This window comes from Mycobacterium sp. (assembly GCF_050700595.1).
Classification (GTDB): Bacteria; Actinomycetota; Actinomycetes; order Mycobacteriales; family Mycobacteriaceae; genus Mycobacterium.
On sequence record NZ_JBOHHI010000238.1, the window covers coordinates 30,151 to 43,972 of the forward strand.

The window sequence follows — 13,822 nt, forward strand, 5'->3', positions numbered from 1 at the left end:
GCACGTGAGCCGGAAGATGGCCCGGTGACCGACGAGGACCGCATCCGGTGGGACAAGACGTACACGAGGCAGGGTCCGGCGTCGGTCAACCCGGGCGACCCGCCTGTCGTGTTCGCCCCCTACCGGGATGTCTTTCCGGCCTCGGGGCGCGCTCTCGATCTGGCCTGCGGGCAGGGACTCGGAGCGGTGTGGCTGGCGCGACGAGGCCTGGATGTCTGGGGGCTCGATGTTTCGCTGGTGGCCATCGGAGGGGCTCGCGACCTGGCTCACCGCGCCGGCGTCGACGATCGCTGCCGGTTCGACGTCATCGACCTGGACGACGGCCTTCCGCCCGGACCGCCCGTCGACGTCATCCTGTGCCACAAGTTTCGGGACCGCCGCCTCGACCGGGCGATCATCGACCGGCTGTCTGTCGGCGCAGTGCTCGCGGTGAGTGCGCTCAGCGAGGTCGGCGGCAGCCCGGGCCCGTTTCGGGCCGGGCCCGGTGAGCTCCTCGCGGCGTTCGCCGGACTCGCTGTGATCGCCGCGGGAGAGGGCGATGGTGAGGCCTGGCTGGTGGCGCGGGCGGGGACCCGTGTAACGCCGGGTCCCGGAAACACGAACACATAACCGGGTGGACGCTTAGCGCCCCTAACCATGAATTGAAAGGACAGCTATGACCGTGAAAGCCCTCGCCACCGGGGTGGCAGCCATGGCCGCAATCGGAGCCGCCGCCGCCGGCGTGACCTCGATGACCGTCAGCCCGGCCGCATCGGCGGTGCAGCCCGTCGTCTTCAGCGCGCCTTTGCCCGCAGACCAGACCGCAAGCCTGCCGACCCCTGGCCAGCTGACCAGCGTGCTGACCAGCCTCGCCGACCCCGGCGTTCCGTTCGCGAGCAAGGGCGGGCTGGTGGAAGGCGGGATCAGCCCGACCGAGGCGGCCATGGCCGATCACGCGCTGCAAAAGGCCGCCAAGAAGGGCCAGCTGCCGTTGTCGTTCAACGTGTCCAACATCGCACCGGCCGGCGCAGATGCGGCCACGGCCGATGTGGCCGTCTCCGGTCCCAAGCTGACCGCGCCGGTCACGCAAAGCGTCACGTTCGTGAACCAGGGCAGCTGGCTGCTCTCGCGCAACTCGGCGATGTCGTTGCTGCAAACGGCCTCGGGGCACTGACGGTCTGCCGTGTCCGGCAACACACGGTTACTGTTATGACCACTGAGAACAACTACGTCCGGAAAGGACAGTCATGACCGTCAAAGCCCTCGCCACAGGTGTGGCTGTCGTTGCCGCGATTGGAGCCGCAGCCGCCGGAGTGTCCATTGCGTCCGAGAGCCCGGCCGTGCAGCTGGTTGCCTTCGGCACGCCGCTTGCCCAGGATCCGCCGCCGCCGGCGCCGCCGGGCGCGCCGGGGGCCCTGCCGACCGCTGACCAGTTGTCAAACCTCTGCAACCAAGTCACCGATCCCGGCGTGTCGTACACGACCAAGCAAAACCTGGTCGAAAACGGCATCAGTCCGGACGAGGGTCATGTAGCCGACCACGACCTGAGAAAGGCGTACCGCAACGGGAACTTTCCGGAGCAGTTCAACGTGACGAATATCGCGTCGCCGGGTCCGAATGCGGCCACCGCCGACGTAGCCATCTCGGGTCCCAAGTTCGCCGGGCCGGTCACCAAGAACCTCGCGTTCGTCAACCAGGACGGCAACTGGATGATGCAGCACGACGCCGCGATCGCGCTGGTGCAGGCGGCCACGGCCACCAACTGATGCGCAGCTAAGCCTGCGCGGGGTCCCAGTCGAGGTCCATGTCCAGCAGCCGCGCATGCAGCACAGTGCGGTTGCGCAGTGCGGCGCGTACCGCTCGGTGCAGGCCGTCTTCCAGGTAGAGGATGCCTCTCCACTTCACCGCGTGCGGGAACAAATCGCCGTAGAACGTGGAGTCCTCCGACAGCAACCGGTCCAGCGCCAGCACCTTCGTGGTGGTGACCAGTTCGTCGAGCCGGATCTGTCGCGGCGGTATCCGCGACCAGTCCCGGTAAGACAAGCCGTGTTCGGGGTACGGCTTGCCGTCACGCACACCCTTGAAAATCATTCGCGGATCGTCCTCGACGCGTCGCCCAGGCTCGACGTGGGCACGGTTGATAAGGCTAGTCCTCCCCGCCGGTAACCGTAACCCGCTGCTGATCACCGTAAAATGAACCGGGTCAGGGAGGTGGACCGGATGGGCAGTGCCGACGATCGTCGCTTCGAGGTGCTGCGCGCCATCGTCGCCGACTTCGTCGCCACCAAGGAACCGATCGGCTCGAAGTTGCTGGTGGAGCGGCATAACCTCGGCGTCTCGTCTGCCACGGTGCGCAACGACATGGCGGTGCTGGAGGCCGAGGGATACATCACCCAGCCGCATACCAGCTCCGGACGGGTGCCCACCGAGAAGGGCTATCGCGAGTTCGTCGACCGGCTCGACGATGTCAAGCCGCTGTCGGTGGCTGAGCGGCGCGCCATCCAGGGCTTCTTGGAGTCCGGCGTCGACCTTGACGACGTGCTGCGCCGCGCGGTGCGGCTGTTGGCCCAGCTCACCCGTCAGGTGGCCGTCGTGCAGTACCCAACGCTGTCGACGTCGACGGTGCGTCACCTGGAAGTCATTCCGCTCACCCCGGCGCGGCTGCTGATGGTGGTCATCACCGACTCGGGGCGAGTCGACCAGCGGATCGTCGAACTCGGCGACGTGATCGACGACCATCAGCTGTCCCAGCTGCGGGAGATGCTTGGCCAGGCACTGGAAGGCAAGAGGCTGTCGGCGGCATCGGTCGCGGTTTCCGAGCTGGCCGGGCACTTCGACAGGCGCGGCGGATCGTCCAACAGCCTGTCCGACGCCGTCGGGCGCTCGGCGACTGTGCTGCTCGAGTCGCTGGTCGAGCACAGCGAGGAGCGGCTGCTGCTCGGCGGGACCGCCAACCTGACCCGCAACACCGCCGACTTCGGGGGTTCGCTGCGCTCAATTCTGGAAGCGCTCGAGGAGCAGGTCGTGGTGCTGCGGCTGCTGGCCGCCCAACAACAGGCCGGCAAGGTGACGGTGCGCATCGGGCACGAAACCGAGGCCGAGCAGATGGCGGGTACATCGGTGGTGTCCACCGCCTACGGCACTCTCGATACCGTTTACGGCGGGATGGGTGTGCTCGGACCCACTCGAATGGACTATCCGGGAACTATCGCTAGTGTCGCTGCGGTTGCTTTGTACATCGGCGAAGTGCTTGGTACCCGGTGAACGCAAACCCGCAGCAAAGTTGGTTGATGGCCGCGTAACGCGGCACAAGAAAGGTCAGGCGTGGCACGCGACTACTACGGTCTGCTCGGCTTGAGCACGAACGCCAGCGATACGGAGATCAAACGCGCCTATCGCAAGCTGGCGCGCGAGCTGCATCCCGATATCAATCCCGACGCGGACGCTCAGGCGAAATTCAAGGAGATCAGCGTCGCCTACGAGGTGCTATCCGATCCGGAGAAGCGTCGCATCGTCGACATGGGCGGGGATCCGTTGGAGAATGCCGCTGCCGCGGCCAACGGGTTCTCCGGGTTCGGGAATCTCGGCGACGTGTTCGAGGCGTTCTTCGGTGGCGGTGCCGCCACTTCGCGCGGTCCGACGGGACGGGTCCGTCCGGGTTCGGACTCGCTGTTGCGGATGCGTCTGGACCTCGCGGAATGCGCGACCGGGGTAACCAAGCAGGTCACCGTCGACACCGCGGTGCTCTGTGACCGCTGCGGAGGCCGGGGCACCAACGGCGACTCGGTGCCGGTGGCCTGTGACACCTGCGGCGGTCGCGGTGAGGTGCAGACCGTGCAGCGTTCGCTGCTCGGCCAGGTGATGACGTCGCGCCCCTGCCCCACGTGCCGCGGTGTCGGTGAGGTCATCCTGGACCCGTGCTACCAGTGCGGCGGTGACGGCCGGGTGCGGGCGCGGCGGGAGATCAGCGTGAAGATTCCCGCCGGGGTCGGCGACGGTATGCGGGTTCGTCTGGCCGCTCAGGGCGAGGTCGGGCCCGGCGGGGGACCGGCCGGCGACCTGTACGTCGAGATCCACGAGCAAGGCCACGACGTCTTCGTCCGCGACGGCGACGACCTGCATTGCACGATCTCGCTGCCGATGGTCGATGCGGCGTTGGGCACCACGGTGACGGTGGACGCGATCCTCGACGGGCTCACCGAGATCACTATTGGCCCGGGCACCCAGCCGGGCTCGGTGACGACGCTGCGCGGCCACGGCATGCCGCACCTGCGTTCCGGCGTGCGCGGCGATCTGCACGTGCACGTCGAGGTGGTGGTGCCGGAGCGGCTCGAGCACCGCGACGCCGAACTGTTGCGCGAACTGAAGAGCCGGCGCAGCCGCGACGTGCCGGAAGTCCGGGCCGCGCGCGGCGCGGCCGCCAGCGGATTGTTCAGCCGGCTGCGCGAGACGTTCAGCGGCCGCTGAGCGGGCTCGTGCCCGGCCTGTTCTACGTTGACGCGCTGCCCGAGACGGGTGCGCTGGCCGTCCTCGGTGGCGGTGCAGGCTTTCATGCCGCCACCGTGCGGCGGATCCGGCCCGGTGAGGAGTTGCTGCTCGGCGACGGGGCCGGTGGGCTGGCCCGCTGCCGGGTGGAAGAAGCCGGCCGGGGCGGCCTGCAGGCCCGGGTGCTGGACCGCTGGGCTGTGCCGCCGGCGCAGCCGCCGGTGACCGTCGTGCAGGCACTGCCCAAGGCCGAGCGTTCTGAGCCGGCGATCGAGCTGGCCACCGAGGCGGGCGCGGATGCGTTTGTGGCCTGGCAGGCCACCCGCAGTGTGGCGCGCTGGGACGACGCCCGGGTCGAGCGGGGTCTGCGCCGCTGGCGTGCGGTCGCCCGCTCGGCGGCCGGGCAATCCCGTCGCGCGTATATCCCGCCGGTTGACGGCGTGCTGCCCACCGCGGCGCTTGTCCAGCGAGTGGCCGGCGCGGCGGCGTCGGGGTCGGTAGTGCTGGTGCTGCATGAGTCGGCTACCGGACAGCTGGCGGATCTGGCTTTAGGGCAAGCGAATTCGCTGATCCTGATTGTTGGCCCCGAGGGCGGTATCACGCCCGACGAGATCACCGCGCTGACTGACGCGGGTGCGGTCACGGTCCGGCTGGGCCCCGGCGTGCTGCGTACTTCTGGTGCGGCCGCGGTCGCGTTGGGTGCGCTGGGCGTGCTGACGGACCGGTGGAAGTAGGTCGTCGCCCGAGATCGCACTCAGGGCTGTTAATCCGCGGCGGCTATCCACAACCTCCCCCGCAAGCGGGTGGTACCCCCAGCGCGCGTCTCAGTCCTAGTCTCAGCGTGAGACGTCGGAAGGACGGGCGACATGAACGAAACAACCTTTGATCTCAGCGCGATCTTTGACGAGCACGTCGCCGACGAGTTCGTCGCCAAGGATGTGGCCGCCACGATGGCGACGATGGTTGCCGAGCCGAACGTCAACCACGTCCCGACGATGATGGGTGGGGTCGGCGGGGCGGCGCTCACCGACTTTTACACCAACTACTTCATCGGCCACTGGCCGGACGACACCACCATCACCCCGGTGTGTCGCACCGTCGGTGCCGATCGCGTCGTCGACGAGATGATCATGTCGTTCACCCACGACATCTCCATACCGGCTTTCCTGCCGACCGTGGCGCCGACCGGTCGTCCGGTCATGCTGCCGGTGGTGGTGGTGATGGGCATCGAGAACGGCAAGGTCGCCTATGAACGGATCTACTGGGACCAGGCATCGCTGCTGTGCCAGATCGGTCTGCTCGACGACACCGGGCTACCTGTCACCGGTGCCGTACAGGCCCACAAGGTGCTCGACAAGGACCTGCCGGCAAACACACTGCTCAGCGCTGAGCAGGCAGGTAAACTGAACCACCAAGTGTCGTCACCCTCAGAAAGCAGGCAATAGAAACCACGTGACGCCCCGCGAGCCCAACGCTGCTGATCCGTCGAGTGTTCGCAGCAGCATCGATGTCCCGCCCGACCTCGTCGTGGGCCTGCTGGGTTCGGCCGACGAAAACCTGCGCGCACTCGAACGTATCCTGGCCGCCGACCTGCACGTGCGCGGCAACGCCGTCACCATCTCCGGCGAGCCGGCTGACGTTGCGCTCACCGAACGGGTGATCTCCGAACTGCTGGCGATCGTGGCCAGTGGCCAGCCTTTGACACCGGAGGTGGTGCGCCACAGTGTCGCCATGCTGGTCGGCACCGGCAACGAGTCGCCGGCCGAGGTGCTCACTCTCGACATCCTGTCGCGCCGCGGCAAGACGATCCGGCCGAAGACGCTCAACCAGAAACGCTATGTCGACGCCATCGACGCCAACACCATCGTCTTCGGGATCGGCCCGGCCGGTACCGGCAAGACCTATCTGGCGATGGCCAAGGCGGTCAACACGCTACAGACCAAACAGGTCAACCGCATTATCTTGACCCGGCCGGCGGTGGAGGCCGGTGAGCGCCTTGGCTTTTTGCCGGGCACGCTGAGCGAGAAGATCGACCCGTATCTGCGGCCGCTCTACGATGCGCTCTACGACATGATGGACCCGGAGCTGATCCCAAAGTTGACGGACTCGGGCGTGATTGAGGTTGCGCCACTGGCATTTATGCGTGGCCGCACGTTAAATGATGCGTTCATCATCCTCGACGAGGCGCAGAACACCACCGCCGAGCAGATGAAGATGTTCCTCACCCGCCTGGGCTTCGGGTCCAAAGTCGTTGTCACCGGCGACGTCACCCAAATCGACCTGCCCGGGGCGCGGTCCGGGTTACGGGCGGCGGTCGACATCCTCGAGGGCATCGAGGACATCTACGTGGCCGAACTGACCAGCGTCGACGTTGTGCGGCATCGGCTGGTCTCCGAAATAGTGGACGCTTACGCCAAATACGAGGAGCCTCGCCTGGCGATGAACCGGGCCGGCCGGCGGGCATCCGGCGGGCGTAGTCAGCGGCGCTAATGAGCAGCGCCGGCGACGATGCGGTGGGGTCCCCGCGAAGCTGGGGACGGAGCGATGAGGAGGAGCGGCGCCAGTGAGCATCGAGGTCGCCAACGAATCGGGTATTGACGTCTCCGAGGCCGAACTGGTCAGCGTCGCGCGATATGTCATCGCGAAGATGGACGTCAACCCGGCTGCCGAGCTGTCGATGGTGCTGTTGGATACCGCGGCGATGGCCGACCTGCACATGCGGTGGATGGACCTGCCCGGCCCGACAGACGTGATGAGCTTCCCGATGGATGAGCTCGAGCCCGGCGGCCGGCCCGACGCACCCGAGCCGGGGCCGGCCATGCTCGGTGACATCGTGCTGTGCCCGGAATTCGCTGCCGAACACGCCGCTTCCGCCGGTCACTCGCTGGGACACGAGCTGGCCTTGCTGACCATCCACGGGGTGCTGCATCTGCTCGGTTACGACCACGCCGAGCCGGACGAGGAAAAGGAAATGCTCGCTCTGCAGCATCAGCTGCTCGAAGAGTGGGTTGCCGATCAGGTCCAGGCCTACCACCAGGATCGCCAGACTGAGCGGGACAGTCGGTTGCTGGACAAGTCAAGGTATTTCGACGAGCCGTGACCGACTTAGCCTTTCTGCTCGGCGCGATTGTGCTGATATGCCTGGGCGGGTTATTCGCCGCGACCGACGCGGCGATCAGCACAGTGTCGATGGCCCGGGTCGCGGAGCTGGTACGCGACCAGCGCCCCGGTGGGAGGCGCCTGGCACAGGTGATGACCGACCGGCCGGGCTACCTGAACCTGGTGGTGCTGCTGCGAATTACCTGCGAAATCACCGCGACCGCGCTGCTGGTGGTCTTCTTCCGCCATAACCTCACCCTGGATTGGGGGTTGTTCGCCGCCGCCGCGATCATGGTGGTGACCAGCTTCGTCGTGATCGGCGTCGGCCCCCGCACCCTGGGCCGCCAGAATGCTTACTCCATCGCATTGGTGGCCGCCTTTCCACTGCAAGTGATTTCGTGGCTGCTGATGCCGATCAGCCGGGTGCTGGTGGTGGTGGGTAACGCGTTGACTCCGGGTCGGGGATTTCGTAACGGGCCGTTCGCCTCCGAGATCGAGCTGCGCGAAGTCGTCGACCTGGCCCAGCAACGCGGGGTGGTCGCCGCCGACGAGGGACGGATGATCCAGTCGGTCTTCGAGCTCGGCGACACTCCGGCCCGCGAGGTGATGGTGCCGCGCACCGAGATGATCTGGATCGAGAGCGGCAAGTCGGCCGGCCAGGCGGCATCACTGGCGGTGCGCAGTGGGCACTCCCGCATCCCGGTTGTCGGGGAGAACGTCGACGACATCCTCGGCGTGGTGTATCTGAAAGACCTCGTTCAGCAGACGTATTACTCGACCAACGGCGGGCGGGACACCACCGTGTCGCAGCTGATGCGCCCGGCGGTATTCGTCCCGGATTCCAAGCCGCTGGATGCGCTGCTGCGGGAAATGCAGCGCGACCGCTATCACATGGCGTTGCTGGTCGATGAATACGGCGCGATTGCCGGGCTGGTGACAATCGAGGACGTATTGGAAGAGATCGTCGGCGAAATCGCCGACGAATACGACCAGGCCGAGACGGCACCGGTAGAGGACTTGGGCAGCAATCGGTTCCGGGTGTCGGCACGGCTGCCGATCGAAGACCTGGGTGAGCTCTACGGCGTGCAATTCGACGACCTCGATGTCGATACCGTGGGTGGGCTGCTGGCGCTGGAGCTCGGACGCGTTCCGCTGCCCGGAGCCGAGGTGACATCCCATGGTCTGCGGCTGCACGCCGAGGGCGGTCGCGACCATCGCGGGCGGGTCCGGATCGGCACGGTGTTGTTGAGCCGCATCGACTCTGACGGACAGGAGGCCGCCGGTGACAGCTGAGCCGCTCGATCCCGAGGACGCCAAGCTGATGGTGCTGGCCCGCTCGGCGATGGCCCGCGCCGAGGCCGTGAGCGGCGCGGCGGTCCGTGACGTCGACGGCCGCACTTACGCCGCTGCACCGGTGAATCTCGCTGCGCTGCAACTGACCGCACTGCAGACGGCGGTGGCCACGGCGGTGTCCAGCGGCGCGGTCGGGTTGGAGGCCGCCGTGCTGGTGGCCGGCTCCGCCGACGACGCCGGCATCGCCGCTGTGCGCGAACTTTCCTCGACGGCGGCGATCATCGTGACCGACGGTGCCGGCAACCCGTGACCGAATTCCACTCCGGCTTCGTCTGTTTCGTGGGGCGGCCGAACACCGGGAAGTCGACGCTGACCAACGCGCTGGTTGGCTCCAAAGTCGCGATCACGTCGAACCGCCCGCAGACCACCCGGCACACCATCCGCGGCATCGTGCACCGGGAGAACTTCCAGATCATCCTGGTCGACACCCCGGGTCTGCACCGGCCGCGCACGCTGCTGGGTAAGCGGCTGGGCGACCTGGTCCGCGACACCTACGCCCAAGTCGACGCCATCGGCCTGTGCATCCCGGCCGACGAGGCTATCGGCCCGGGGGACCGGTGGATCGTGCAGCAGATCCGGTCCATCGCGCCCAAGACCACGCTGGTCGTGGTCGTCACCAAAATCGACAAAGTGCCCAGGGACAAGGTGGCCGCGCAACTGGCCGCGGCCGGTGAGCTCGTCGGAACCGCAGCCGAGATCGTCCCGGTTTCAGCGGTGACCGGTGAGCAGATCGATGTACTGACCGACGTGCTGGCCGCCGCGTTGCCGCCCGGCCCGGCGTTCTACCCCGACGGTGAACTGACCGACGAACCCGAGGAGGTTCTGATGGCCGAGTTCATCCGCGAAGCCGCCCTGGAAGGAGTGCACGACGAGCTGCCGCATTCCCTTGCGGTGGTAATCGACGAGGTTGTCGGCCGGGAAGGCCGCGACGACCTGATCGACGTGCACGCGGTGCTCTTTGTTGAGCGCGACAGCCAAAAAGGAATCGTCATCGGCAAGGGCGGTGCCCGGCTGAAGGAAGTCGGCACCGTCGCGCGCACCCAGATCGAGAAACTACTGGGCACCAAGGTTTACCTCGACCTGCGTGTCAAAGTGGCCAAGAACTGGCAGCGCGACCCCAAACAACTTGGCCGACTGGGATTTTAGGCTTTCAACGCGCCGGCTAAACCCGCCCGCTGGAGACCGGCGGCGTATCGGTGCCGGTGTTCCACCACACATCCGGCTGTTTTGCTGCCCAGCCGATGACCGCCTCCAGTTCGGCGGCCAGCGATACCAGCAGCGGTTCGCTGTTGGCCGGGCCCATCAGCTGCACACCGATCGGCAGGCCCTCGGAGGTGAATCCTGCCGGGATGTTGATCGACGGCCAGCCCAGCACATTCCACGGCCAGGTCACCGGACAGGCCGCGATCATGGCGCGGTCGGTGCCCAACCCGCCCAACTTGTCGAATGCATGCACCGGCGGCGGCGGCTGAGCGGTCGTCGGTGCGAGCACCACGTCGACGATGCGGAAGATCGAGCCCACCCGACGGTGGTCGGCGGCTTCGTGTGCGCGGGCGGTGCGCAGTATCGACTCCGACAGCAACCGGCCCATCCGCATGTTGGCTTGCGTGCGGCGGTCCCAATCGACCCCCTGGCCGAGCCGTTCCGCCCAGTCGAGCAGTCCAGAGGTGGACCGGGACAGAAAGTTCCACGACAACCGCAGCCCGTAGTCGGGGTTGCCCGCCACCACGGTGTGGCCGAGAAGCCGCAGTTGCTCGGCCACCGATTCCAGCGCGGCCTTGATCTCCGGATGCAGCCGGGCTCCAAACCCGGTGAATGGGAACCGCGTCGACATCGCGATTCGCAGTGGGCCCGGAGCGGTGCCGACGTGGTCGGAAACCGCCACCGGCGCCGGCTTGTGCAGATCGCCGTCGGCGCTGCCCGATGCGGCGTCGAGCACCAGCGCGGCATCGGCGACGGTACGGGCCAGCACACCATTGACCGTGATGCCGTTGAACGCCTCCGGCAACGGCCAGGTCGAAATGCGACCGCGTTGTGGCTTGATACCCACCAGGTGTGTCCATGCCGCGGGAATGCGGACACTGCCGGCTCCGTCGGAGCCGATCGCGGCGGTGACCAGGCCCGCGGCCACCGCGGCGGCGCTGCCGCCCGACGATCCGCCCGGGGTGTGCTTGCGCGACCACGGGTTGCGGGTATGGCCGAAGCCCGGACCGCTGGTGAACGGCCATTGACCCAGCTCGCAGGTGTTGGTCTTGCCGACGATCACCGCGCCGGCCGCCTTCAGCCGTCGCACCACCTCGGCGTCGGCGGTGGCCGGCTGCACATAACCTAAGGTGCCGAACGCGGTGGGCACCCCGGCGAAGTCAACGTCGTCCTTGACCGCGATCGGGACGCCGAGCAGCGGCGCGTCGTCTCCCGCGGCGCGCCGCCGGTCGGCTTCTGCGGCGTCGGCCAGCGCCGACTCGGTGAGCACCACCCGGAAGGCATTCAACGTGGACTGGCTCATGTCGATCGCGTGCAGCGAGCGCCGCACCAGCTCGTCGGAGGTCACCTCCCCGCTTGCCAGCTGGTATAGCTGATCGGTCAGGGTCGGAAAACGGGGGGTAGCGGGTTCCTTCATCGGTATCGACATTATCGGCGCGGGTATGAGGGGATGTCGTCAGGCGATGCCACACTGATGTGATGCGGCTGTACCGGGACCGGGCGGTGGTGTTGCGCCAGCACAAGCTCGGCGAAGCCGACCGGATCGTCACCCTGCTCACCCGTGACCACGGGCTGGTCCGCGCGGTGGCCAAGGGTGTGCGCCGCACCCGCAGCAAGTTCGGCGCGCGGCTGGAGCCGTTCGCGCACATCGACGTGCAGCTGCACCCCGGCCGCAACCTCGACATCGTCACCCAGGTCGTCTCGATCGACGCGTTCGCCACCGACATCGTCAGCGACTACGGCCGGTACACCTGCGCGTGCGCGATGCTGGAAACCGCTGAACGCCTCGCCGGTGAGGAGCGGGCACCGGCCCCGGCGCTGCACAGTCTGACGGTCGGCGCTCTGCGGGCGGTGGCAGACGGGCGGCGGCCCCGCGAGCTGGTACTGGACGCTTACCTGCTGCGCGCCATGGGGGTCGCCGGCTGGGCGCCGGCGCTGACCGAGTGCGCCCGGTGCGCCACACCCGGTCCGCATCGGGCGTTCCACATCGCCGCCGGCGGCAGCGTGTGCGGGTATTGCCGCCCAGCCGGTTCCGCCACGCCGCCGCTGGGCGCGCTCGATCTGATGGCCGCGCTGCGCGACGGCGATTGGGAGGCAGCCCACGTCGCGCCGCAGTCGGTTCGCAGCCACGTCAGCGGATTGGTGGCCGCCCACCTGCAGTGGCACCTGGAGCGCCAGCTGCGAACGTTGCCGCTGGTGGAGCGGATGTACCGGGTTGATTCCAGCCTCGCCGACCGGCGCATAGCGCTGGTCGGGCAGGATGTGGCCCATGGGGATGAATCAGAAGCTGGCTGACTTCCCGCAGCTGGCCCCGGCCCCCGACGACTACCCGACCTTCCCCGACACATCCACCTGGCCGGTGGTGTTCCCGGAGCTGCCGCAATCGCCCGATGGCGGTCCACGCCGGCCGCCGCAGCACCCGTCGAAGGCGGCCGCACCGCGGATTCCGGCCGACCAGCTCCCCAATCATGTGGCGGTCGTGATGGACGGCAATGGCCGCTGGGCAACCCAACGGGGGCTGACCCGCATCGAGGGCCACAAGATGGGGGAGGCGGTGGTCATCGACATCGCCTGCGGGGCAATAGAGGTCGGCATCAAGTGGCTCAGCCTCTACGCTTTCTCCACCGAAAACTGGAAGCGTTCCGCCGAGGAAGTTCGATTTTTGATGGGCTTCAACCGCGACGTGGTGCGACGCCGTCGGGAAAACCTCAAAGCGATCGGCGTGCGGATACGTTGGGTGGGATCCCGGCCACGTCTGTGGCGCAGCGTCATCAAGGAATTGGCGATCGCCGAGGAGATGACGCGCGGCAACGACGTCATCACGATCAATTACTGCGTCAACTACGGTGGCCGCACCGAAATCGCGGAAGCTACAAGGGAAATCGCGCGTGAAGCAGCTGCGGGCAGATTGAATCCGGACCGGGTTACCGAGGCGACGATCACCCGTCACCTGCACCGGCCCGACATCCCCGATGTGGACCTGCTGCTGCGGACCTCCGGCGAAAAGCGGTCCAGCAATTTCATGCTCTGGCAGGCGGCCTACGCCGAGTACGTCTTCTCCGACAAACTCTGGCCCGACTATGACCGCCGCGATCTGTGGGCCGCCTGTGCAGAATATGCGTCACGGCACCGACGATTCGGGACCGCGTGATGCCGTCGCTGCGGGAGCGGTTGGCCTTGGTGCTCGGCGAGGTGCTGCCGGTCGAGGAGGAGGCCGACGGGGCGCTGACGGTCCGTCACGACGGCACGCTCGCGTCGTTGCGGGTGGTGACCATCATCGAGAACCTCGACCTGGTGTCGCTCACCCAGGTATTGGCGTGGGGCCTGGTGCTGAGCAAGAAGATTCGCGACCGAGTCGCCGAGCAGGCGGATAGCACGCTGCTCGGCTCGGTGGCGTTGGTGGAGAAGGCCGGCAAAACCGCCGATGTGATGTTGCGTTACAACTTCCCCGGCAGCGGCCTGACCGACGAGGCGCTGCGCACGCTCATCCTGATGGTGCTCGACAAGGGTGCCGAGATCCGCCGCACGCTGCTCAGCTAGCCCTTCACCGCGAGCGTGCGTGTCCCCGGTCGAAACGCCGGGCATTGTCAAGTAGTCATTGCAACATATGGCCAGTTGTGGTGTGGGCTGGGCAAACCCCGGTTTGGATTGAGCGCCGTGCGCCTGGGCGGGCAGGGGCTGTGCGCCTGCCTGTGCCGCTGCG

Annotated in this window: 17 protein-coding genes; 15 read left to right on the forward strand and 2 right to left on the reverse strand. The window is 67.3% G+C overall.

Features of this window, described 5'->3' with window-relative positions; genetic code table 11:
- The first annotated feature begins 24 nt into the window (after positions 1-24).
- The 3 genes from ACRDTL_RS21885 (at position 25) to ACRDTL_RS21895 (ending at position 1,745) form a co-directional block, all read left to right on the forward strand.
- Positions 25-609: a class I SAM-dependent methyltransferase gene (locus ACRDTL_RS21885; RefSeq protein WP_431508792.1), complete on the forward strand. Its 585-nt coding sequence runs from the start codon at positions 25-27 to the stop codon at positions 607-609.
- Positions 610-655: 46 nt separating this feature from the next.
- Positions 656-1,153: a hypothetical protein gene (locus ACRDTL_RS21890; protein ID WP_431508793.1), complete on the forward strand. Its 498-nt coding sequence runs from the start codon at positions 656-658 to the stop codon at positions 1,151-1,153.
- 73 nt (positions 1,154-1,226) lie between these two features.
- Positions 1,227-1,745 (forward strand): hypothetical protein, encoded by a 519-nt coding sequence (locus ACRDTL_RS21895; protein WP_431508794.1) that lies wholly within the window; start codon positions 1,227-1,229, stop codon positions 1,743-1,745.
- A gap of 7 nt (positions 1,746-1,752) precedes the next feature.
- Here the strand turns inward: ACRDTL_RS21895 and ACRDTL_RS21900 are convergent, their stop codons facing one another.
- Positions 1,753-2,070 (reverse strand): type II toxin-antitoxin system VapB family antitoxin, encoded by a 318-nt coding sequence (locus ACRDTL_RS21900; RefSeq protein WP_431508795.1) that lies wholly within the window; start codon positions 2,068-2,070, stop codon positions 1,753-1,755.
- Positions 2,071-2,199: 129 nt separating this feature from the next.
- Here ACRDTL_RS21900 and hrcA point away from each other — a divergent pair, with 129 nt between their 5' ends.
- From hrcA to era, 9 genes are all read left to right on the forward strand, one after another.
- Complete coding sequence (gene hrcA / locus ACRDTL_RS21905) at positions 2,200-3,243, forward strand: heat-inducible transcriptional repressor HrcA (RefSeq protein ID WP_431508796.1); 1,044 nt, start codon at positions 2,200-2,202, stop codon at positions 3,241-3,243.
- Between the two features lie 60 nt (positions 3,244-3,303).
- The gene (gene dnaJ, locus ACRDTL_RS21910; protein WP_431508797.1) at positions 3,304-4,446 is read left to right on the forward strand and encodes a molecular chaperone DnaJ; all 1,143 of its coding nucleotides are present in this window, start codon (positions 3,304-3,306) and stop codon (positions 4,444-4,446) included.
- The gene (locus ACRDTL_RS21915; protein WP_431508807.1) at positions 4,443-5,198 is read left to right on the forward strand and encodes a 16S rRNA (uracil(1498)-N(3))-methyltransferase; all 756 of its coding nucleotides are present in this window, start codon (positions 4,443-4,445) and stop codon (positions 5,196-5,198) included. The genes dnaJ and ACRDTL_RS21915 overlap by 4 nt, the downstream gene beginning before the upstream one ends.
- A gap of 132 nt (positions 5,199-5,330) precedes the next feature.
- On the forward strand, positions 5,331-5,909 hold the full coding sequence (locus ACRDTL_RS21920; RefSeq protein ID WP_431508798.1) for a nuclear transport factor 2 family protein: 579 nt from the start codon (positions 5,331-5,333) through the stop codon (positions 5,907-5,909).
- 7 nt (positions 5,910-5,916) lie between these two features.
- Positions 5,917-6,954 carry a PhoH family protein gene (locus ACRDTL_RS21925; RefSeq protein WP_431508799.1) on the forward strand — a complete coding sequence of 346 codons (1,038 nt, stop codon included), beginning with the start codon at positions 5,917-5,919 and terminating at the stop codon, positions 6,952-6,954.
- 73 nt (positions 6,955-7,027) lie between these two features.
- The gene (gene ybeY / locus ACRDTL_RS21930; RefSeq protein ID WP_431508800.1) at positions 7,028-7,564 is read left to right on the forward strand and encodes an rRNA maturation RNase YbeY; all 537 of its coding nucleotides are present in this window, start codon (positions 7,028-7,030) and stop codon (positions 7,562-7,564) included.
- Complete coding sequence (locus ACRDTL_RS21935; RefSeq protein WP_431508801.1) at positions 7,561-8,856, forward strand: hemolysin family protein; 1,296 nt, start codon at positions 7,561-7,563, stop codon at positions 8,854-8,856. The genes ybeY and ACRDTL_RS21935 overlap by 4 nt, the downstream gene beginning before the upstream one ends.
- Before the next feature lie 28 nt (positions 8,857-8,884).
- Entirely contained in the window at positions 8,885-9,166 is a 282-nt protein-coding gene (locus ACRDTL_RS21940) for a cytidine deaminase (RefSeq protein ID WP_431508808.1), read from the forward strand.
- Positions 9,163-10,062, forward strand: a complete 900-nt coding sequence (era, locus tag ACRDTL_RS21945) for a GTPase Era (RefSeq protein WP_431508802.1) — start codon at positions 9,163-9,165, stop codon at positions 10,060-10,062. Before ACRDTL_RS21940 ends, era begins: the two co-directional genes overlap by 4 nt.
- 16 nt (positions 10,063-10,078) lie before the next feature.
- Here era and ACRDTL_RS21950 read toward each other — a convergent pair whose 3' ends face one another.
- Positions 10,079-11,536 carry an amidase gene (locus ACRDTL_RS21950; RefSeq protein ID WP_431508803.1) on the reverse strand — a complete coding sequence of 486 codons (1,458 nt, stop codon included), beginning with the start codon at positions 11,534-11,536 and terminating at the stop codon, positions 10,079-10,081.
- Positions 11,537-11,598: 62 nt separating this feature from the next.
- On the opposite strand from ACRDTL_RS21950, the gene recO reads away from it, so the two are divergent.
- Genes recO through ACRDTL_RS21965 form a run of 3 tightly spaced genes read left to right on the forward strand, consistent with a single transcriptional unit; the run spans position 11,599 to position 13,659 of the window.
- Positions 11,599-12,414, forward strand: a complete 816-nt coding sequence (gene recO / locus ACRDTL_RS21955; RefSeq protein ID WP_431508804.1) for a DNA repair protein RecO — start codon at positions 11,599-11,601, stop codon at positions 12,412-12,414.
- The gene (locus tag ACRDTL_RS21960) at positions 12,389-13,270 is read left to right on the forward strand and encodes a decaprenyl diphosphate synthase (RefSeq protein ID WP_431508805.1); all 882 of its coding nucleotides are present in this window, start codon (positions 12,389-12,391) and stop codon (positions 13,268-13,270) included. The genes recO and ACRDTL_RS21960 overlap by 26 nt, the downstream gene beginning before the upstream one ends.
- A complete protein-coding gene (locus ACRDTL_RS21965) occupies positions 13,270-13,659 on the forward strand; it encodes a hypothetical protein (protein WP_431508809.1) in 390 nt (129 codons plus the stop codon). The genes ACRDTL_RS21960 and ACRDTL_RS21965 overlap by 1 nt, the downstream gene beginning before the upstream one ends.
- Positions 13,660-13,822: the final 163 nt, after the last annotated feature.